The organism is Pseudomonas sp. S2_A10 (assembly GCF_054668465.1).
In genome coordinates this window covers 2,120,666-2,139,706 of the sequence record NZ_CP162773.1, presented here as the reverse complement: position 1 = coordinate 2,139,706, position 19,041 = coordinate 2,120,666, and the positions used below count along the sequence as shown (strand labels likewise).

Here is a 19,041-nt window from a genome sequence, read left to right as displayed (position 1 = left end):
TACCGAGGGATGATGCATTCAACCCCACTGGAGGAACAACAATGAAAAGCCTCGTCGACCACCTCAGTCAATACGCCGCCTACCACCGCGACCCGCGCAACATTGCCAGCCACTTTATCGGCATTCCGCTGATCGTGGTGGCGGTGGCTGTCCTGCTGTCTCGGCCGCAGTGGGAGCTGGGCGGGCTGTGGATATCTCCAGCCGTTGTGGTGGCGCTGGCCTCGGCGTGGTTTTACCTGCGTCTGGAGTTGAAGCTTGGCGTGTTGATGACAGTACTGATGGGGCTGTCGGTGTGGGCCGGGCATGCGCTGGCGCAGCAGAGCACCATGGTCTGGCTGAGCAGCGGCCTGGCGATGTTTGTGATCGGCTGGGTGATCCAGTTTGTCGGGCATCACTATGAAGGGCGCAAACCGGCGTTTGTCGATGATGTGTCGGGGCTGATTGTCGGGCCGTTGTTCGTTGTGGCTGAGTTGGCGTTTCTGCTGGGGATACGGCAGGAATTGAAACAAGAGATCGAGTTGCGGGCGGGGATGGTGCGGGTCAATCCGAATCGCGCTGCGGTCTAGATCGTATTCGCGAGCAGGCTCGCTCCCACATTTGGAATGAGTTTTCCCTGTGGGAGCGAGCCTGCTCGCGAAGCTTTAGTCTTTAAATATTGGCGACTTTCTGCCAGACCTTCGGCTTGAAGAACAGGGTTTCACCCTTGGCCAACCCGATCAGGCTGTCGTGGTCTTTCACCACTTCGGCCTCGATCAAATCCGTCTGCCCTTCCACCTTCAGCGTCACCCGCGTCGTCGCACCCAAAGGGCGGATATCGCGCACTTCAGCGGCATGGTGATCTTCCAGCTCATGCTTGGACAACGACACTTCATGCGGGCGGAACAGCACGTGGTTGTCGTCGCTCAACAGCAAGCGGTTCGAATCGCCGAGGAAGTGATAGACGAAATCGCTGGCCGGGTTTTCGTAGACGTCGCCCGGTGAGCCGATCTGCTCGATCACACCCTTGTTCATCACCACGATGCGGTCGGCGACTTCCATCGCTTCTTCCTGGTCGTGGGTCACGAACACCGAAGTCAGGTTGATGTCTTCGTGCAACCGCGCCAGCCAGCGCCGCAGTTCCTTGCGCACCTTGGCGTCGAGGGCGCCGAACGGTTCGTCGAGCAGCAGCACTTTAGGTTCCACCGCCAGGGCACGGGCCAACGCGATGCGCTGACGCTGGCCACCGGACAACTGCTCCGGGTAGCGATCCGACAACCAGTCCAGTTGCACCATGTTCAGCAGTTCGTGAACCTTGGTGGCGATCTGGCTTTCGCTCGGGCGCTGGTTTTTCGGTTTCATCCGCAGGCCGAACGCGACGTTGTCGAACACCGTCATGTGGCGGAACAAGGCGTAATGCTGGAAGACGAAACCGACGTTACGATCACGCACATCGTGGCCGGAAACGTCCTCGCCGTGAAAAACGATGTTGCCCTGATCCGGGGTTTCCAGACCGGCAATAATGCGCAGCAAGGTGGTTTTGCCGCAGCCCGACGGACCAAGCAGCGCGACCAGCTCACCGCTGTGGATATCCAGGCTGATGTTGTCCAGCGCCTTGAACGCGTTGAAATTCTTGCTGACGTTACGCACTTCGATCGACATGAATTATTCCTCCGCGGCGCTGGCGCGCAGACGGTTGATACGGTTTTCGCTCCACTGCTTGAGCAGCAGGATGAAGAGCGCCAGGATCAGCAACAGGCTCGCCACGGCGAACGCGGCCACGTGGTTGTATTCGTTGTAGAGGATCTCGACGTGCAGCGGCAAGGTGTTGGTCACCCCGCGAATGTGCCCGGAAACCACCGACACCGCACCGAACTCGCCCATGGCCCGCGCGGTACACAGCACCACGCCATAAATCAGGCCCCACTTGATGTTCGGCACGGTGACGTGCCAGAACATCTGCCAGCCATTGGCACCGAGCAGGCGCGCGGCTTCCTCCTCCTGGGTGCCTTGTTCCTGCATCAGCGGAATCAGTTCACGGGCCACGAACGGCACGGTGACGAAAATCGTCGCCAGCACAATGCCCGGCAGGGCGAAGACGATCTGGATGTCGTGATCCTGCAGCCACGGCCCGAACAGGCCCTGCGCACCGAACATCAGCACGTAGACCAGACCGGCGATCACCGGCGACACCGAGAACGGCAGGTCGATCAGCGTCACCAGCATGCTCTTGCCACGAAACGAGTATTTGCTCACGCACCACGCCGCACTGACACCGAACACCAGGTTCAGCGGCACCGAAATCAGCACGGCGAACACGGTAAGTTTCAGTGCCGACAGTGCGTCCGGTTCAAAGATCGCGGTGAAGAACGCGCCGAGACCGTTTTTCAGACCTTGCGATACGACGATGAACAACGGCAGCAGCAGAAACAGAAAAAAAATCAGCCAGCCAAGACCGATCAGGACTCTGCGCGAAGTGGCACTGCCACGGCGTGCAGCGTTGGCCGAAGAGGCGGCCGCAATGGACGATTGGGACATGTTCGCGCCTCCTTATGGGGTTTCGATGCGCCGCTGCAGCAAGTTGATCAGCAGCAACAGGATGAAGGAAACCACCAGCATCAATACGCCAATGGCGGTAGCGCCGGTGTAATCGTATTGGTCGAGTTTGACCATGATCAGCAGCGGCAGGATTTCGGTTTTCATCGGCATGTTGCCGGCAATGAAAATCACCGATCCGTACTCGCCGACGCCACGCGCGAACGCCAGGGCAAAACCGGTCAGCCAGGCGGGCAGCAGTGCCGGAACCAGAATGTGGCGAAATACCTGCCATGGCTTCGCACCCAGGCACGCCGCCGCTTCCTCGACTTCACGGGGAATATCGGCCAGCACCGGTTGCACCGTGCGCACCACGAACGGCAGCGTGACGAAGGTCAGCGCCAGGGTGATGCCCAGTGGGGTGTAGGCGATTTTGAAACCGAGATCGGCAGCGAACTGCCCGACCAGCCCGGCCGGCGCGTACAGCGCGGTCAGCGCGATACCGGCCACAGCGGTCGGCAGGGCGAACGGCAGATCGATCATCGCATCGATCACCTTGCGCCCGGGGAAGGTGTAGCGCACCAGCACCCAGGCCAGCAACGTGCCGATGATGCCGTTGATGATCGCCGCACACAGCGCGGTACCGAAGCTCAGCTTCAACGCCGCCAGCACCCGCGGTGCGGAGATGATCGTCCAGAACTGATCCCAGGTCAGCTGGGCGGCGTGGACGAACATCGCCGCCAGCGGGATAAGCACAATCAGGCTGAGGTACACCAAGGTGTAACCCAGCGTCAGCCCGAAGCCGGGTATGACGGGGGAGATACGACGCGACATAAAAGTCCCTGGTTGAAAACGCATCAATGTGGGAGTGAGCCCTGTGGTGAGGGGACTTATCCCCTCACCACAAAAGCTCAGTCCCACATGTCATGTGCCCAGACATCAGGCCGGTTGAAGGCGAGATTACTGCGCCTGATAAATCTGGTCGAACACGCCGCCGTCGTTGAAGAATTTCGGCTGCGCGGATTTCCAGCCGCCGAAGTCCTTGTCGATGGTCACCAGTTCCAGTTTCGGGAACTGCTGGGCGTACTTGGCCGCTACGTCCTTGTCACGTGGACGATAGAAGTTTTTCGCGGCGATTTCCTGACCGGCCGGGCTGTACAGATGCTTGAGGTAGGCCTCGGCGATCTGCGCGTTGCCCTTCTTCTCGGCATTCTTGTCGACCACCGCCACTGGCGGTTCGGCGAGGATCGACAGCGACGGCACGACGATGTCGAACTTGTCTGCGCCGCCGTCTTCTTTCAGCGCCAGGAACGCTTCGTTTTCCCAAGCCAGCAACACATCGCCCTGACCGTTGTTGACGAAGGTAATGGTCGAACCACGGGCGCCGGTGTCAAGGATCGGCACGTGCTTGAACAGGGTCTGTACGTATTCCTTGGCCTTGGCTTCGTCACCACCGTTGGCTTTCAGGCCATAGGCCCACGCGGCGAGGAAGTTCCAGCGCGCACCGCCCGAGGTTTTCGGGTTTGGTGTGATCACCGAGACATCGTTCTTGACCAGATCGCCCCAGTCCTTGATGCCTTTCGGGTTGCCCTTGCGCACCAGGAACACGATGGTCGAGGTGTACGGCGTGCTCGCTTGCGGCAGACGCTGCTGCCAGTCGGCCGGCAGGCTCTTGCCGAGCTTGGCGATTTCATCGATGTCACCGGCCAGGGCCAGGGTCACCACGTCAGCACGCAGGCCATCGATCACCGCACGGCCCTGCTTGCCCGAGCCACCGTGGGACTGCTGGATTTTCACCGTGTCGCCGGCATGGTCCTTCTGCCAGAACTTGATGAATTCGGCGTTGTATTCCTGATACAGCTCCCGTGTCGGGTCATACGACACGTTGAGCAGCTCGTAATCCTTGGCAACGGCGGAACCGGCAAACACGGCACTGACCAGCGCGGCCAGAGCGTAACGGCGAATCGACGACATGGTGAAAGCTCCTGGAATTCTTGGTGATGGCTTTTTCTTATGTATTGCTGGAATCGGATCGCGTTGAAAGATCGCCGCCTTCGCCAGCTCCTGCACGCAGCCCCTGTAGGAACTGCCGAAGGCTGCGATCTTTTGATCTCACCCCGGTTGTTTACCGGGTTGCTGCAAACGAAATTTCTCTTTGCGTTCGATCTGTACGACTTGCGCGTTGTGCACAGTGATCTCCACCGCGCCGAACCGCAGATCGCGCAGGGCGCTCTGGATTTCACGCAAGATGGTGCTTTCGTCCTGACCGTCAACGCTGCGAAGGGATGCGCTCATGGTGCTGCTCCTTTGAAGGGGATTTGCCTGGCAGTGGGCGGCACTGCGTTCGGCGTGGGAGCAATATAAGAGAGGCATGGATATTCTTAAAAAGACTATTTAAGAATGTTTATATAACCAGAAATCAATATGAGAGAGGGCAAGGGGTTTGCGCTGATTTGAAATCGTCAAGAGAACTTGTGGCGAGGGGATTTATCCCCGTTGGACTGCGTAGCAGTCCCGTTTTTTTGGGGTCGCTTCGCGACCCAACGGGGATAAATCCTCTCGCCACAGGATCGGTGTTAGCCATATAGGCTTATTCAGCCAATCATTGGCGTTTTCGCCCAATCAAGCCGATCCGCAGACACCGGCCGCCCAAACCAGTAGCCCTGCCCCAGATCGCATTCCTGCGCCAACAGAAATGCCGCCTGCTCAACCTGTTCGATCCCTTCGGCATGGACCTGCATGCCCATGCTGCGGGCCAGCGCGATGATCACCCGGACAATCGCCACGTCATCTTCATCCCACGGCAACCCGGCGACGAAGCCCTGATCGATCTTGAGTTTCTGCACCGGCAGGCGCTTGAGCCGCAACAGCGAGGAATAACCCGTGCCGAAATCATCGATGGCCAGACGCACACCCAGCTCGCGCAAGCGATGCATCTGTTCCAGCGCCACTTCAGGGTCATCCATCACCGCGCTTTCGGTAACTTCCAGTTCCAGATAGACCGGATCCAGCCCCGTGTCGTGCAGCACCTGCGCTACCTGCTGGTAAAGCTCACATCGGGCAAACAGCCGCGAGGAGACATTCACCGCGACGAACGCCAGCACCACACCGCTCTGCTGCCATTGGCACATCTGTCGGCAAGCCTGCTGCATCACCCAGGCATCGATCTCGGCGATCAGCCCGGTGCGCTCGGCAATCGGAATGAATTCCGCCGGTGACACCAGACCGCGTTGCGGATGCTGCCAACGCACCAGTGCCTCGACGCCAACCAGACGGCCGCTTTGCAGGTCATGCACCGGTTGGTAGTAGACGCGCAGTTCCTCCTGCTCCAGTGCGCGGCGCAGCTCGAAGGCGATTTCGACCCGTTGCTGGGCATGGGCGGTCAGCTCTTCGGTATACAGCGCGTAGCCATTGCGCCCGCTACTTTTGGCCTTGAACAGCGCGCTGTCGGCGTTGCGTAACAACTGCTCGGCGCTGAGGGCATCGCTGGGAAACAGGCTGATGCCGATGCTCGCGTTGATGAACAGTTGATTGCCATCTACCAGCACCGGCTCCTTCAAGGCGTCCAGAGTCCGTTGCGCCAGCGCGGCAGCCTGGGCCGGCTGTGGACAACTTTCCGCGAGCACCGCGAACTCGTCACCGCCGAGCCGCGCCAAGGTAATGCCGTGGCCGAACAGTTCCTGCAAACGCGTCGCCACCGCTTTTAGCAACCGATCGCCGACGTTATGCCCGAGGCTGTCGTTGATCATCTTGAAATGATCCAGATCGAGCATCAGCAGCGCGCAGCCACGCTTGTGCGTCTGCGCGGAAGCCAACGCCTGTTCGGCGCGGTCGCTGAACAGCAGGCGATTGGGCAGATCGGTCAACGGATCGTGATGCGCCAGGTGTTTGAGCTCGGACTCGGAATCCTTGATCGCACTGATGTCGGAGAACACCGCCACGTAATGGCTGAGCCGGCCGGAATCATCGTGAATCACCCGGATGGTTTGCCACTGTGGATAAATCTCGCCAGTCTTGCGCCGGTTCCAGATCTCGCCGCTCCACTCACCTTCAGCCTCGAGGGTAGCGAACATCGCCTGATAGAAGCCCGGCGGATGATGACCGGACTTGAACAGACTGGGCTGCTGGCCGATGACCTCGTCGCGCCGATAACCGGTGATCTCGATAAAGGCGCGATTGACGTGGACGATCAGGCCCCGGTGGTCGGTAACCAGCACCCCTTCGCGAGTGCAGTCGAACACGGCGGCCGCCTGACGCAGACGCTCACGGTCGGTGTGGCGCTCGCGCAAATGCGCGCCGATGCCGAGAAACCCGCACTGCCGCGCCCGTGCGAGGAAAATCAGCGCGGCGCTGATCGTCGCCAGCAGATAACCGTTGATCAGTTGCCAATGGGTCAGCTCACGGGAGTCATCGAAGAATCTGCTTAATAAATGATCAGAAACTTGCAGCCACAGGGCGGCCAGTACGAGGTAGAGCAGCGCTGCACGCAAGGCATCGCGGTAAGTCGCAGACATTCGGTCGTCCATGTCCCTACAAAAAGGTTGGAATTATAGGTCAAGAAACATTCAGCGACTTCTTATCTGAAAGGGCGACTGGTTTTATCTGTGTGCTTAGTGATAATGCAACGGCTGTTTTTATCTTTATCGAGGGCCCTATAGCCTATGTGGTACGAAGGTTTTCTTGGCTTGTCGGCCTGGTCACTGGTCGCGGTCACCCTGCTGATGACCCATGTGACGATTGTCGCCGTCACGGTCTATCTGCACCGTTACTCGGCCCACCGCTCGCTCGAGCTGAATGCGGGTCTGAAGCACTTTTTCCGTTTCTGGCTGTGGCTGACCACGGCGCAGAACACCCGCGAGTGGACTGCCATCCACCGCAAACACCACGCCAAATGCGAGACCGAGGATGACCCGCACAGCCCGGTCATCAAGGGTCTGTCCACCGTACTGCGCACCGGCGCCGAGCTGTACCGCAGCGAAGCGCAGAACCCGGAAACCCTGCGCATCTACGGCAAGAACTGCCCGGAAGACTGGATCGAACGCAACGTCTACAGCCGCTATCCGCTGCTGGGCGTGGCGATCATGGGCGTGATCGACCTGCTGCTGTTCGGCACCATCGGCATCACCATCTGGGCGATCCAGATGATGTGGATCCCAGTGTGGGCCGCTGGGGTGATCAACGGTCTGGGCCATGCCGTCGGCTATCGCAATTTCGAATGCCGTGACGCAGCGACCAATCTGGTGCCGTGGGGCATCCTGATCGGCGGCGAAGAGCTGCACAACAACCATCACACCTACCCCAACTCGGCCAAGCTGTCGGTGAAGAAGTGGGAATTCGACCTCGGCTGGGCGTGGATCAAGGTCTTCTGCTTCCTGCGTCTGGCCAAAGTGCAGCGGGTCGCACCGATTGCCCACCGCGTCGAAGGCAAAGGCAGCCTGGACATGGACACCGCCATGGCGATCCTCAACAACCGCTTCCAGATCATGGCCCAGTACCGCAAATTGGTGATCGGCCCGCTGGTCAAGCAAGAGCTGGCCAAGGTCGATCATTCGGTGCGTCACCAGTTCCACCGGGCCAAACGCCTGCTGTCGCGGGAAACCAGCCTGCTGGAAGACCGTCATCACCTGCGCATCCAGACCATGCTCGAACACAGCCATGCGTTGAAAGTGATCTACGAGAAGCGCCTGGCTTTGCAGCAGATCTGGGTCAAGACCAGTTCCAATGGCCACGACATGCTGGCCGCCATCAAGGAATGGATTCACGAGGCCGAGGCCAGTGGCATCCAGTCGTTGCGGGATTTTGCTGATCAGCTGAAAACCTACTCGCTGCGTCCTGCGACTGCCTGACCGGCAACGAGGCTGCGATCTCAAAGATCGCAGCCTCGTTGCGCTCTTCGGTTCCTGCACCTCGCCGCCCGGCGGGACTCGGTAATGGCCGGGAACTTCGCCGAAAATCCTCTATCTCAATGACACTTCGCCATCCCGGCGGGCTGTCCTGTGGCCGTTGTCGACATTGCGGCGCGCCCTTTGAGATTTGTGCCGATGGTCAACAACAACCAGAAAGACACATCCTTCACCCACTGGCCCGAGGCCGCGCAAACGCTGATGGCGTTGATGCATGCGCAGGGCGAAGTCGCACGCCTGAGCGAGCGCGAACAGTTGATCAGTTCGCTGCTGGTCAGCGTCAACGCCGTACTCTGGGCTTTCAACTGGGAAACCCGCCAGGTGCTGTACGTCAGTCCGGCCTATGAACGGATCTTCGGCCGTTCCGCCGCGTTGTTGCTGGCGGACTACAACCAATGGCGCGACAGCATTTACCCCGATGATCTGGAGTACGCCGAGCAGAGCCTCGCCGAAGTCCTGCACCGAGGTGCGGTGGAAGATCGCGAGTACCGCATCATCGCGGCCGATGGCCAGGTGCGCTGGCTCAGCGACAAATGCTTTATCAATCGCCAGGACGAGCCCGGGCAGCCGGTGATCATCGTCGGCATCGCCGAAGACATCACCGACAAAAAACACATGGAAACCGAGCTGCAACGCTTGGCCACCACCGATGTGCTGACGCAAAGCAGCAACCGCCGCCACTTCTTCGAATGCGCCCACCGCGAGTTCGCCGAGGCGCGGCGCCAAGGCACACCGCTGGCCTTCCTGCTGCTGGACATCGACGATTTCAAAGTGATCAACGACAGCTACGGCCACCCCGAAGGCGACAACGTGCTGCAACGGATCGCCGAATGCGGGCGCGGCTCATTGCGCCGTGGCGATCTGTTCGGGCGAATTGGCGGCGAGGAGTTCGCGGCGGTGTTCCCCGGCTGTGCGCCGGAGATGGCCGTGCAAGTGGCAGAGCGACTGCAGCAGGAGATCCAGCGACTGCGCTTCAACCACGACGGCCAAGCATTCAGCATCACCGTAAGCCAGGGGCTGACCAACCTCACCGACGAAGACAAGAGCCTCGACAGCCTGTTCGCCCGCGCGGATGCGGCGATGTACGAGGCGAAACGGCAGGGCAAGAACCGGATCATTGCGGCCTGACCCGTATTTTGTGGCTGCGGCAATTCTTGTGGGAGCGGGCTTGCCCGCGATGAGGCCTGCACCTTCAACAAAAATGTTGCCTGCGCTGGCGCCTTCGCGAGCAGGCTCGCTCCCACATTGGAATGTGGTGATCTGTCATTTGCGCATCCGCGTCAACTCCGGCAGCCCGATCTTGAGCAACCGCGCCGTCCGGCTCTTCGCCAGTTCCTCAACGCCTTCATGCTCGGTCAGCCGCGCCATTTGCGCTGCCATATGCATCACCAGCGCCTCGCGACTGTAAACGCCACCACCGAGCTGGTAGGCCGAAGCAATCAACTCGCGCAACTCCAGCGGCAGACGCCAGCGGGTGCGCAGTGCCGAGCCATAAGAGGCGCCAAACTTCGCTAGCGCTTCACCGACCTCCTGCAACTCGTCCAGCTCGCCGCCGGCTTGTTGCCACTCCTGCAAGCAGCGCAGCAGCGCCAGATCGCCGAGCCGATGCAGCATGCCCGCGCAATAGCAGCGCTCCTGATCGAGATCGAGCATGCGCGCCAACGTGCGGGCGTATTCCGCTGTGTGCAGTGACAGCTCCCAATAGCGCTCGGCGTAATCCGCCAGGCATGGATCGCTGAGCCGCGCGCTGCGTTTTAGCGCCAGGCCGAGAATCAGGTTCATGCTCTGCCCGGTGCCGAGTCGGTGCAGCGCCTGGGCCAGGGTTTGCACCGGCGCGCCGTAGTGTTGCGCGGCACTGTTGGCGGCTGCGATCAGCACGGCGGTAATCTGCGGATCGGTGCGGACCTCTTCCTCCAGCAACTTGAGGTCCAGCCCTTCGGGATTGAGGCTACGCTTGACCGCCACTTGCACGTCGGTCATCAACGGCGCGCCATCGGCCTGCTCGCGACGCCGCTCAAGGAACACCGAGAGCGTCATGCCCGGCGCCAGTGCCGGCACTTCGCATACCACCGCTTCGCCAGCGTTGAGCAGCAACCCCTGCAAGCGCTCGGTCAGGTCTTCCATATTCAACGGCTTGGTCAGGTACGCCGTCGGCGCCAGCGGAATCGCTTCGCGCACACTGGCGCTGTCGTTGCGGCTGCTCGTCAGAATGAACGGCAGCGGCGGATTGCGTTTGCGCTGCCGGACGCTGCGCAGCACTTGTAATCCATCGATGCCGGGCAGCTCCCAATCGACGATGGCCAAGTCATAGGGCACCTCGCTGAGCAACGACATTGCCTGCTGGCCATCGGCACACAAATCCAGACGCGCATCGCAGCGCACATTGAGTAGCACTTGTTTGAGCAGGTCACGGGACCAGGGATCGGCCTCGGCAATCAACACCCGAGGTACGGCGGGTAAATCAACGGCAGTCATGCGCGCTCTCCTTGCAATGTCTGAACCTTAGCCAATGCTGGCGATTCGATACAGCGCAAACAGGTCCGATGTGTTTCAAGGGACGAAAAAAACCCGCCGAAGCGGGTTTTTGTCGAGCTAGTCACACCAACGGATCAGAGCTCAGAGAAGCACTCTTCGATAATCGCCAGACCTTTGTCCAGTTGCTCATCGGGCGAAGTCAGCGGAACCAGCACGCGCAGCACGTTACCGTAAGTGCCGCAGGACAGCAGGATCAGGCCCTTGTCACGCGCCTTGGCCACCACAGCGGCCACGGCAGTCGGGTTCGGCTTGTGGCTGTCGCCGTTTTCGAACAGCTCGACCGCGATCATTGCGCCCAGCGCGCGCACTTCACCGATCACCGGATACTTGGCCTGAATCGCCTTCAGGCCAGTGACCAGACGCTCGCCGACCGCCTTGCAGCGGTCCAGCAGCTGCTCTTCTTCGAACACTTCCATCACGGCCAGCGCAGCGGCGCAAGCGATCGGGCTACCGGCGTAGGTGCCGCCCAGGCCGCCCGGCGCAATGGCGTCCATGTACTCGGCCTTGCCGCACACGCCGGCCAGCGGGAAGCCGCCAGCGATAGACTTGGCGAAGGTGGTCAGATCGGCGGCAACGCCCATCTGTTCCATAGCGAAGAAGGTGCCGGTACGGCCAGCGCCGGTCTGCACTTCGTCAGCGATCAGCAGGATACCGTGCTGGTCGCACAAAGCGCGCAGACGCTTCATGAATTCCTTCGGCGCGACGTAGAAACCACCTTCGCCCTGCACTGGCTCGATGATGATTGCAGCGATGTCTTTCGGCTCGGCGTCGTTCTTGAAGATGCGCTCGATCGAGGCGATCGAATCGTCGATGCTCACGCCGTGCAGTTCGTTCGGGTACAACGCACGGAAGATGCCGCCTGGCATCAGGCCCATGCCCGCCGAGTACGGCACAACTTTACCGGTCAAACCCAGGGTCATCATGGTGCGACCGTGGTAAGCGCCGGTGAAGGCAATCACGCCAGCGCGGCCAGTGGCGGCACGGGCGATCTTCACGGCGTTTTCCACCGCTTCGGAACCAGTGGTGACCAGCAGGGTTTTCTTGGCGAAGTCACCCGGCACCTTGGCGTTGATTTTTTCGCACAGCTCAACGTAGGGCTCGTAAGCCAGCACCTGGAAGCAGGTGTGGGTCAGCTTGTTCAGCTGTTCAGTCACGGCGGCGATGATTTTCGGGTGCACGTGACCGGTGTTCAGTACAGCGATACCGCCGGCGAAGTCGATGAACTCACGACCTTCGACGTCGGTCACGGTGGCGTTCTTTGCCGACTCGGCGAAGATCGGGTGAATCTGGCCAACACCACGAGGTACGGCATTGGTGCGGCGGGCCATCAGTTCAGCGTTAGTCTTGCTCATTACAGTCCTCATTCGCCGCTCATCGGGCGGCGTGGTTCAAGGATGAAGCGGGAGAAATCGGCGGTAGCAGCATGCGATGATCGACTGCCACGGCGTTCCTGGCCGCAGAGAAAATTCCTGTTTGAAACGACGCAAAGGGACAGCGCTCTCGTGCCCTTTGCGTTTGCAGCGATCCCTTTCTCGGCTTAGATGCCCAGGCAGAGGTATTTGATTTCCAGGTAATCTTCGATGCCGTACTTGGAGCCTTCACGGCCCAGGCCCGAAGCCTTGATGCCGCCGAACGGCGCGACTTCGTTGGAGATCAGCCCGGTGTTGACGCCGACCATGCCGTATTCCAGCGCTTCGGCGACACGGAACACACGGCCGAGGTCACGAGCGTAGAAGTAAGAAGCCAGACCGAATTCGGTGTCGTTGGACATGGCGATCACTTCGGCTTCGTCTTTAAAGCGGAACAGCGGAGCCAGCGGACCGAAGGTTTCTTCCTTGGCCACGGCCGCGTTTTTCGGCACGTTGGTGAGAATGGTCGGCTCGAAGAAGTTGCCTTCCATCGCCTTGCCGCCCGCCAATACGGTGGCACCTTTGCTCACGGCGTCAGCGATGTGTTCCTGAACCTTGGCCACGGCTTTTTCGTCGATCAGCGGGCCGGTGGTGGTGCCGTCTTCCAGACCGTTGCCGATCTTCAGTTTGGCCACAGCTACTTTCAGCTTCTCGGCGAACGCATCGTAGACCGCGTCCTGAATGTACAGACGGTTGGCGCAGACGCAGGTCTGGCCATTGTTGCGGTATTTGGAGATGATCGCGCCTTCGACGGCCTTATCCAGATCGGCGTCGTCGAACACGATGAACGGCGCGTTGCCGCCCAGTTCCAGCGAGACTTTCTTGATGTCCTTGGCGCATTCGGCCATCAACTGGCGACCGATTTCGGTCGAGCCGGTGAAGGACAGTTTGCGCACGATCGGGTTGCTGGTCAGCTCGCTGCCGATGTCGCCAGCGCTGCCGGAGACCACGCTGAACACGCCCGCAGGAATGCCCGCGCGCTGAGCCAGTTCGGCCAGGGCGAAAGCGGAAAACGGAGTTTGCGATGCTGGCTTGAGCACCATGGTGCAACCGGCGGCCAGCGCCGGGCCGGCCTTGCGAGTGATCATTGCCGCCGGGAAGTTCCACGGGGTGATCGCGGCGGTGACGCCAATCGGTTGTTTGATGACGATCAGGCGCTTGTCCGGCTGATGACCCGGAATCACGTCACCGTAGATGCGTTTGGCTTCCTCGGCGAACCACTCGATGAACGATGCGGCGTAAACGATTTCGCCCTTGGCTTCGGCCAGCGGCTTGCCCTGCTCGAGGGTCATCAGGCGCGCGAGGTCGTCCTGGTTCTCGATCATCAGTTCGAACCAGCGACGCAGTTTGCCGGCACGCTCTTTGGCGGTCAGTGCACGCCAGGCCGGCAGCGCCTTGTCGGCGGCCTCAATGGCACGGCGGGTTTCAGCGGCGCCCATCTTCGGCACGGTGCCGAGGATTTCGCGGGTTGCCGGGTTGTTGACCTTGATCGTCTGACCGTTGTCGGCATCGACCCAAGCGCCATCGATGAAGGCTTGCTGGCGGAACAACTGGGTGTCTTTAAGCTGCATGTCGGCTTTCCTTAACAGCACCGCGGCCTGCGCGGAGCAAATTATGATTGTAGAAAGGCGCCTCGCAAGGCTGCCGTCAGGGAAATCAGTGAGCGGATTGTGGCGCATCAACAGTGCACGACCGGGCGCACCTGCGCTGCAACATCCCGCCAAAGAGCGTTTGAAATCTCAAACGGATCGTAGGTTCAAAGGGGGTAAAGGACAATAGGTCGTTCGAAAAAAAGAACAAAAATGCCGCTTTTCAGATCAACGCAACCAAAACCCTTGCCGCAGGAAAAACCTTAGATCAACCCCCGCAAAGCGCCAAGCGAGGGTTTTGCAGGACGTTACCGCTTTAAGGAATGCAGCGATTTTGCGCCGACACGCACACTGACAAAACCCGCCAAACCCGGCATGGACGCCCCGAGCCGACCTAGGTATGATGTCGCCCGCTGCACCAGTAGCTCAGCTGGATAGAGTACTGCCCTCCGAAGGCAGGGGTCGTGGGTTCGAATCCCGCCTGGTGCACCATGAATCAAACGAGAAAGCCCCGGACTGTGATGGTCCGGGGCTTTTTTGTGGGCGATGGCAAGATCGCTGGAACGCCGTCACTCCGTCGTCCAGTCAAACTCGTCATATTCATCGTCGTCATCCCCCTCCTCCTCAGCCTCGTCAAATACCTCGTCTTCTTCAACGAGGTCTTCTTCCGGCTGATTCAGCAGAAATTCCTTACGTGTCTCGGTTACTGCACGCCGCATTTGTTCGCCCTTTTCCGGGCAGTTGAGTAGCTGGGCGATGCGGTCGATTTTTGCTGCCACGGTGTCCTCCAGCGCATTGGCAATGGCTTGATAGTGCGCGTTTTCGCGGGGCAATGCCAAATGGCTGGGGATTCAGGGCAATCAGCCGCCCGAGAGCGGCCGAACCTCAGCGGTGATAACGCCGCACCGCGCTGCTGTTACGCAGCACATGGCCTTTGATTTTTTCCATCAGCTCGGCGCGGGTCAGGCCGGCAGGCAGGGCGTCCGGGGCGAGGTCGAGGGCGTAGATCTGGATGATGTAGTGGTGCGCGCTGTCGCCCACTGGCGGGCACGGACCCATGTAGTGGGTGTTGCCTTTGCTGTTGGTGCCGCCGACGCCTTCGAGGGCGGATTTGGCACCGACGCCGGCCGCGATCTGGTGGGTGGTGGGTTTGATGCCGTAGTGAATCCAGTGATCGACGCCCAAGCCTTTCTGGCCATCCGGGTCGTGCATGACGATGGCGTAGCTCTGGGTACCGGCCGGGCCGGCGTTCCAGCTCAACGCCGGCGACTGGTTCTTGCCGCCGCAGCCGGGTGCGTCACTTGCCGCTGCCGAGGTGAACAGACGGTTATCCGACACGCCGGGGATGCTCAGGGTGAAGCGCTCCTGGGCCTGTGCCGGGAACTGCACGCAAAGGGTCACGGCGATGGCCGCCAGCCATGGGTTGAGAGAGGTCAATCGGGTCATTCCGGGAGCACCTTGTGCAGTGAGGCCGTCGTCGGCCCGCAAACTATAGCTGTACCGTTCGTGCCTTGGCAGTAGCAAATGGCTGAACCTCGCGCGGCGCCGCCAACTCACAAGAGAAATGCCTGCGAGGAAGCCGAACATGTCCCTGCACCGTGTCGCCCGTTTCGCCGATGTCCCGCAAGACCGTGGCCTGCAAGTCGAAATCGGCGACTGCAAGATCGTCCTGCTGCGTGCCAACGGAGAGTTGCGAGCGTTTCAGGGCCTGTGTCCACATGCCGGCGCACCGTTGGCCGAGGGGGCGTTGTGTCACGGCAGGTTGATCTGCCCCTGGCACAAAGCCGCGTACCGTGCCGAGGACGGCGGCCTGTGCGAGCCGCCATCGCTGGACAGTCTCAAGCGATATCCGCTGGAGTTGCGCGGCGATGAAGTCTGGGTCGATGACCAGCCGTTGCCCGATCCGCACACCCCGCCCGCTGACGACCCAAGAACGTTCGTGGTGGTCGGCGCCGGGGCGGCGGGCACGGCTTGCGCGGCGGCATTGCGGGAGAAGGGTTTTGGCGGACGCATCGTGCTGGTCGATGGCGAACCGGGTGCCGGATACGACCGCACGGTGTTGAGCAAATTTGTCCTCGCCGGAGAAATGTCGCCCAAAGATGTCCCGCCGCTGCGCGATGAGGCGTTCTATCAAGCGCAACGGATTGAACGTGTGCAAGGCGAAGTGACTTCACTCGACGCCCCAGGCAAAACGCTGCATCTGAACAACGGCGGCATCCTGCGCTACGACGCCGCTGTACTCGCCACCGGTGGCGCGCCCAATCCATTGCAGTTGCCTGGTGCCGAGTTGGCCAACGTCTTCGTCCTGCGTTCGAAAACTCAGGCTGAACAGATCATCAACGCCGCTCAACCGGGCCAGCGCGCGGTGATCATCGGCGACAGTTTCATTGCCCTCGAATGCGCGTCGGCCCTGCGCGAGTTCGGCCTCGACGTCACCGTGCTGGCACGCCACTCAGTCCCGTTTGCCAAGCAATTCGGCGAGGCCGTGGGCAAGGCGATTCGCGCCCTGCACGAAGAGCACGGGGTGAAGTTCATCAGCGAACACGAGGCCACGCAGATCCTTGGCGAGGACATGGTCGAGGGCGTGCTGCTCGACAACGGTCTGCGCCTGGCGGCGGATCTGGTTCTCGCCGGCGTCGGCGTTCACCCGGCCACTGAGCCTTTCGACTCATTGCCCAGGGAAGAAGACCAATCATTGCGTGTCGACGGCGGCATGCGCGTGAGCGATGGTTTATGGGCGATCGGCGATATCGCCACGTCTCCGCTGAGCGGCCAGCCAACTCGCATCGAGCATTGGCGCCTGGCCCAGCAACACGCGCGCATCGCTGCGGCCAACATGCTGGGTGGCGAGGAGCATTATCTGGATGTGCCGTATTTCTGGACGTACCACTTCGGCAAGAACTACGACTATCTCGGTCACGCGCAGGAATGGGACGAGGTCGAGTTCAGCGGTGAGCCGGAACAGCCGCCGTTCATCGGCCTGTTCGCAAAAGACGGCATCGTTGTTGCGGCGGTGGCCTGCGACAAGCAACGCGCGATGGCGCTGCTGGCCGAGCGGATGAAGCAACCTCTGCGGATCAAAGAGGCCTGGACGCTGATCCAGGCCTGACACCGGTCCTGTAGGAGCTGACGAGTGCAACGAGGCTGCGATCTCTTGATCTTGTTTTTACATAAGCAAAATCAAAAGATCGCAGCCTTCGGCAGCTCCTACAGTGGAGGTCACGTCAGCCGGTTCACCGGCTCGCGATTGTCATCTTCATCGGCATGCAGAAAGATCACCCGCTGTTGCCCCAGCGGCGCGGGCAAGGCCTGCTGCTGTAACGGCCAGAAATGCGTTTCCACATGGCTGATGTCGCCGTCCTGATCGTTATGAATGGTCATCACCCCCGGTGTGCGCAGTTTCTGGAAACGCTCGTCGCACAACTTGAAACTCTTGCTCAGACCTTCATCACCAATTACCGGCGACGGCAAACGGCGCTGGGCGAAGCTGCGGCTTTTGCGTTGCTGGTAACGCGCCCAACCGATCAGGATCACCGCGTTGACCAGCGCCACCCACATATAAACCTGCAAAGTGCCCAAGGCGTCGAACGCCGAATGATCGATGCGCGGCCCGCCGGTGGTTTCGATCAACGGCCATAACCCGCGTACCAGCAGGAACAGCAGGCCAACCCAGGCCAGGACGGTGAGGATCACGTCGATCACCACCAGAAAGGGCCGCTGGCGAGTGCGGATAATTTTCATTTGATGACTTCCTCCTGGTCGTCGCCCAGCGGGCGAATGCCCCGATCAGGACTGACCCAGCGCGCGCGTTTTTTGTGTTGGCTGAACAACACTTTGGGGAAACTGACCAGGGTGGTCAGCAGACTGACGAGCCAGAACACCAACGGATACCAGACCACCCAGAACATGGTCTTGCCCAGACCCGGCTCATACCGCCGGTCAATGACGATGCTGACGGCAAACTGCACCAGGCAGACAAACGCCAGCAACAGACCGGTGAAGGCCGGTGGCATCAGGTGATCCACGGCGATCGCGTCGGGCATGACCATGAACTTGCCCATGCCCCAGAAAATCACCGACAGCAGGAAAGTGAAGGCCCAACCGGTGGACAGGCAGTATTCGAACAGCAGCGGCCACAGGTAGCGATGGCGGTATTGCCAGATGCCGCGAATGTTCTTGAACAGCACTTCGGCGCCACCCTGAGCCCAGCGCAGACGCTGCTTCCACAGGCCGCCGAGGGTTTCCGGCATGAGGATCCAGCACAGCGCGCGCGGTTCGTAGAAGATGCTCCAGTGATCGAGTTGCAGCTTCCAGCTGATATCGATGTCTTCGGTGATCATGTCCGGGCTCCAGTAGCCGACCCGGTTCAGCGCGGTGCGGCGGAACGCGACGATCACCCCGGAGACGGTAAAGATGCGCCCGAAGACCCGTTGCGTACGTTTGATCAGACCGATGATCGAGGAGAACTCGCCGACCTGCACCCGCCCGATCAAGGTCGAACGCGTGCGGATGCGCGGGTTGCCGGTCACTGCGCCAAGACGTGCGTTATCCAGCATCGGCGCGACCAGATAAGCCGCAGTGTTTGGGGCCAGCAAGGCGTCGCCGTCGATGCACACCAGATACTCGCTGCGCGCAGCGATCGCGCCCATGCGCAGGGCTACAGCCTTGCCCTGGTTTTCCGCCAGATGCAGAACCCGCAGTCGCGGATCTTCCTTGGCCAGCGCATCGAGCACTTCGGCGGTGTTGTCCTTGGAGCCGTCGTTGATCGCGATCACTTCGATGTTCGGGTAGTGCTGGGCCAGCGCCGCGTGGATGGTATCGGCAGCGTTATCGCCTTCGTTGTAGCAAGGAATCAGGATCGAAATCAGCGGTTCGCCTTCCAGCGGCGGCGGCAGCGTGTCGTCCTGCCATGGCCAGTGGCGCTCCCAGTGCAGCCAGAAATACAGGCCGCCGGCGATCCACAACCCGGACATGAACAGTGGGTAGAAGAACACGAACGACATCAGGAACTGGCCGGTCACGAGGAAGATCAGCCCCAGCGGAACGCCAAGGACAATCGCCAGAACAAGCAGGGCTAACAGTCTATCCAGCATG

17 protein-coding genes and 1 tRNA gene are annotated in these 19,041 nt (G+C 60.6%); 5 read left to right on the top strand and 13 right to left on the bottom strand.

Going from position 1 to position 19,041, the window contains the following annotated elements; translation table 11 throughout:
• Positions 1–41 precede the first annotated feature (41 nt).
• Positions 42–566, top strand: coding sequence for an Mpo1 family 2-hydroxy fatty acid dioxygenase (locus AB4N41_RS09795; protein WP_252877222.1), 525 nt, complete (start codon positions 42–44; stop codon positions 564–566).
• An 82-nt stretch (positions 567–648) separates the two neighbouring features.
• On the opposite strand, the gene AB4N41_RS09790 is transcribed toward AB4N41_RS09795, so the two are convergent.
• The 6 genes from AB4N41_RS09790 to dibA all read right to left on the bottom strand — a co-directional run bounded on the left by AB4N41_RS09790 (position 649) and on the right by dibA (position 7,025).
• Complete coding sequence (locus tag AB4N41_RS09790; RefSeq protein ID WP_056786991.1) at positions 649–1,638, bottom strand: sulfate/molybdate ABC transporter ATP-binding protein; 990 nt, start codon at positions 1,636–1,638, stop codon at positions 649–651.
• Between the two features lie 3 nt (positions 1,639–1,641).
• A complete protein-coding gene (gene cysW, locus AB4N41_RS09785; RefSeq protein ID WP_041477435.1) occupies positions 1,642–2,514 on the bottom strand; it encodes a sulfate ABC transporter permease subunit CysW in 873 nt (290 codons plus the stop codon).
• Between the two features lie 12 nt (positions 2,515–2,526).
• The gene (gene cysT / locus AB4N41_RS09780; RefSeq protein WP_016772245.1) at positions 2,527–3,345 is read right to left on the bottom strand and encodes a sulfate ABC transporter permease subunit CysT; all 819 of its coding nucleotides are present in this window, start codon (positions 3,343–3,345) and stop codon (positions 2,527–2,529) included.
• Between the two features lie 126 nt (positions 3,346–3,471).
• A complete protein-coding gene (locus tag AB4N41_RS09775; protein WP_150637858.1) occupies positions 3,472–4,485 on the bottom strand; it encodes a sulfate ABC transporter substrate-binding protein in 1,014 nt (337 codons plus the stop codon).
• A gap of 138 nt (positions 4,486–4,623) precedes the next feature.
• Positions 4,624–4,806 (bottom strand): sulfur starvation response protein OscA, encoded by a 183-nt coding sequence (gene oscA / locus AB4N41_RS09770; protein ID WP_007917682.1) that lies wholly within the window; start codon positions 4,804–4,806, stop codon positions 4,624–4,626.
• Positions 4,807–5,105: 299 nt separating this feature from the next.
• On the bottom strand, positions 5,106–7,025 hold the full coding sequence (gene dibA, locus AB4N41_RS09765) for a phosphodiesterase DibA (protein ID WP_252877221.1): 1,920 nt from the start codon (positions 7,023–7,025) through the stop codon (positions 5,106–5,108).
• A gap of 147 nt (positions 7,026–7,172) precedes the next feature.
• Here dibA and desA point away from each other — a divergent pair, with 147 nt between their 5' ends.
• A complete protein-coding gene (gene desA / locus AB4N41_RS09760) occupies positions 7,173–8,357 on the top strand; it encodes a delta-9 fatty acid desaturase DesA (protein WP_016772248.1) in 1,185 nt (394 codons plus the stop codon).
• A gap of 195 nt (positions 8,358–8,552) precedes the next feature.
• Positions 8,553–9,542: a GGDEF domain-containing protein gene (locus AB4N41_RS09755; RefSeq protein WP_252878148.1), complete on the top strand. Its 990-nt coding sequence runs from the start codon at positions 8,553–8,555 to the stop codon at positions 9,540–9,542.
• 135 nt (positions 9,543–9,677) lie between these two features.
• On the opposite strand, the gene AB4N41_RS09750 is transcribed toward AB4N41_RS09755, so the two are convergent.
• From AB4N41_RS09750 to gabD, 3 genes are all read right to left on the bottom strand, one after another.
• A complete protein-coding gene (locus AB4N41_RS09750) occupies positions 9,678–10,889 on the bottom strand; it encodes a response regulator (protein ID WP_252877220.1) in 1,212 nt (403 codons plus the stop codon).
• 134 nt (positions 10,890–11,023) lie between these two features.
• The gene (gene gabT, locus AB4N41_RS09745; RefSeq protein WP_016772251.1) at positions 11,024–12,301 is read right to left on the bottom strand and encodes a 4-aminobutyrate--2-oxoglutarate transaminase; all 1,278 of its coding nucleotides are present in this window, start codon (positions 12,299–12,301) and stop codon (positions 11,024–11,026) included.
• Between the two features lie 185 nt (positions 12,302–12,486).
• Entirely contained in the window at positions 12,487–13,929 is a 1,443-nt protein-coding gene (gene gabD, locus AB4N41_RS09740; RefSeq protein WP_252877219.1) for an NADP-dependent succinate-semialdehyde dehydrogenase, read from the bottom strand.
• Positions 13,930–14,362: 433 nt separating this feature from the next.
• On the opposite strand from gabD, the gene AB4N41_RS09735 reads away from it, so the two are divergent.
• Positions 14,363–14,439 (top strand) — tRNA-Arg (locus AB4N41_RS09735).
• A 77-nt stretch (positions 14,440–14,516) separates the two neighbouring features.
• Here the strand turns inward: AB4N41_RS09735 and AB4N41_RS09730 are convergent.
• The gene (locus AB4N41_RS09730) at positions 14,517–14,786 is read right to left on the bottom strand and encodes a hypothetical protein (RefSeq protein ID WP_071174021.1); all 270 of its coding nucleotides are present in this window, start codon (positions 14,784–14,786) and stop codon (positions 14,517–14,519) included.
• Between the two features lie 46 nt (positions 14,787–14,832).
• Positions 14,833–15,393, bottom strand: a complete 561-nt coding sequence (locus tag AB4N41_RS09725; RefSeq protein WP_016772253.1) for a YbhB/YbcL family Raf kinase inhibitor-like protein — start codon at positions 15,391–15,393, stop codon at positions 14,833–14,835.
• Positions 15,394–15,532: 139 nt separating this feature from the next.
• On the opposite strand from AB4N41_RS09725, the gene AB4N41_RS09720 reads away from it, so the two are divergent.
• A complete protein-coding gene (locus AB4N41_RS09720) occupies positions 15,533–17,056 on the top strand; it encodes an apoptosis inducing factor family protein (protein WP_252877218.1) in 1,524 nt (507 codons plus the stop codon).
• Positions 17,057–17,166: 110 nt separating this feature from the next.
• On the opposite strand, the gene pgaD is transcribed toward AB4N41_RS09720, so the two are convergent.
• Both pgaD and pgaC read right to left on the bottom strand, forming a co-directional pair.
• Complete coding sequence (gene pgaD / locus AB4N41_RS09715) at positions 17,167–17,688, bottom strand: poly-beta-1,6-N-acetyl-D-glucosamine biosynthesis protein PgaD (RefSeq protein ID WP_095181140.1); 522 nt, start codon at positions 17,686–17,688, stop codon at positions 17,167–17,169.
• Complete coding sequence (gene pgaC, locus AB4N41_RS09710) at positions 17,685–19,040, bottom strand: poly-beta-1,6-N-acetyl-D-glucosamine synthase (RefSeq protein WP_041477425.1); 1,356 nt, start codon at positions 19,038–19,040, stop codon at positions 17,685–17,687. Before pgaC ends, pgaD begins: the two co-directional genes overlap by 4 nt.
• Position 19,041: the final 1 nt, after the last annotated feature.

Bases quoted from the DNA above. Each gene is read 5' to 3' on its own strand.
- AB4N41_RS09750 (WP_252877220.1), bottom strand. From the start codon at position 10,889: ATGACTGCCGTTGATTTACCCGCCGTACCTCGGGTGTTGATTGCCGAG.
- cysW (WP_041477435.1), bottom strand. From the start codon at position 2,514: ATGTCCCAATCGTCCATTGCGGCCGCCTCTTCGGCCAACGCTGCACGC.
- cysT (WP_016772245.1), bottom strand. From the start codon at position 3,345: ATGTCGCGTCGTATCTCCCCCGTCATACCCGGCTTCGGGCTGACGCTG.
- gabT (WP_016772251.1), bottom strand. From the start codon at position 12,301: ATGAGCAAGACTAACGCTGAACTGATGGCCCGCCGCACCAATGCCGTA.
- gabD (WP_252877219.1), bottom strand. From the start codon at position 13,929: ATGCAGCTTAAAGACACCCAGTTGTTCCGCCAGCAAGCCTTCATCGAT.
- AB4N41_RS09795 (WP_252877222.1), top strand. From the start codon at position 42: ATGAAAAGCCTCGTCGACCACCTCAGTCAATACGCCGCCTACCACCGC.
- oscA (WP_007917682.1), bottom strand. From the start codon at position 4,806: ATGAGCGCATCCCTTCGCAGCGTTGACGGTCAGGACGAAAGCACCATC.
- pgaC (WP_041477425.1), bottom strand. From the start codon at position 19,040: ATGCTGGATAGACTGTTAGCCCTGCTTGTTCTGGCGATTGTCCTTGGC.
- desA (WP_016772248.1), top strand. From the start codon at position 7,173: ATGTGGTACGAAGGTTTTCTTGGCTTGTCGGCCTGGTCACTGGTCGCG.
- AB4N41_RS09775 (WP_150637858.1), bottom strand. From the start codon at position 4,485: ATGTCGTCGATTCGCCGTTACGCTCTGGCCGCGCTGGTCAGTGCCGTG.
- pgaD (WP_095181140.1), bottom strand. From the start codon at position 17,688: ATGAAAATTATCCGCACTCGCCAGCGGCCCTTTCTGGTGGTGATCGAC.
- dibA (WP_252877221.1), bottom strand. From the start codon at position 7,025: ATGTCTGCGACTTACCGCGATGCCTTGCGTGCAGCGCTGCTCTACCTC.
- AB4N41_RS09755 (WP_252878148.1), top strand. From the start codon at position 8,553: ATGGTCAACAACAACCAGAAAGACACATCCTTCACCCACTGGCCCGAG.
- AB4N41_RS09725 (WP_016772253.1), bottom strand. From the start codon at position 15,393: ATGACCCGATTGACCTCTCTCAACCCATGGCTGGCGGCCATCGCCGTG.
- AB4N41_RS09790 (WP_056786991.1), bottom strand. From the start codon at position 1,638: ATGTCGATCGAAGTGCGTAACGTCAGCAAGAATTTCAACGCGTTCAAG.
- AB4N41_RS09720 (WP_252877218.1), top strand. From the start codon at position 15,533: ATGTCCCTGCACCGTGTCGCCCGTTTCGCCGATGTCCCGCAAGACCGT.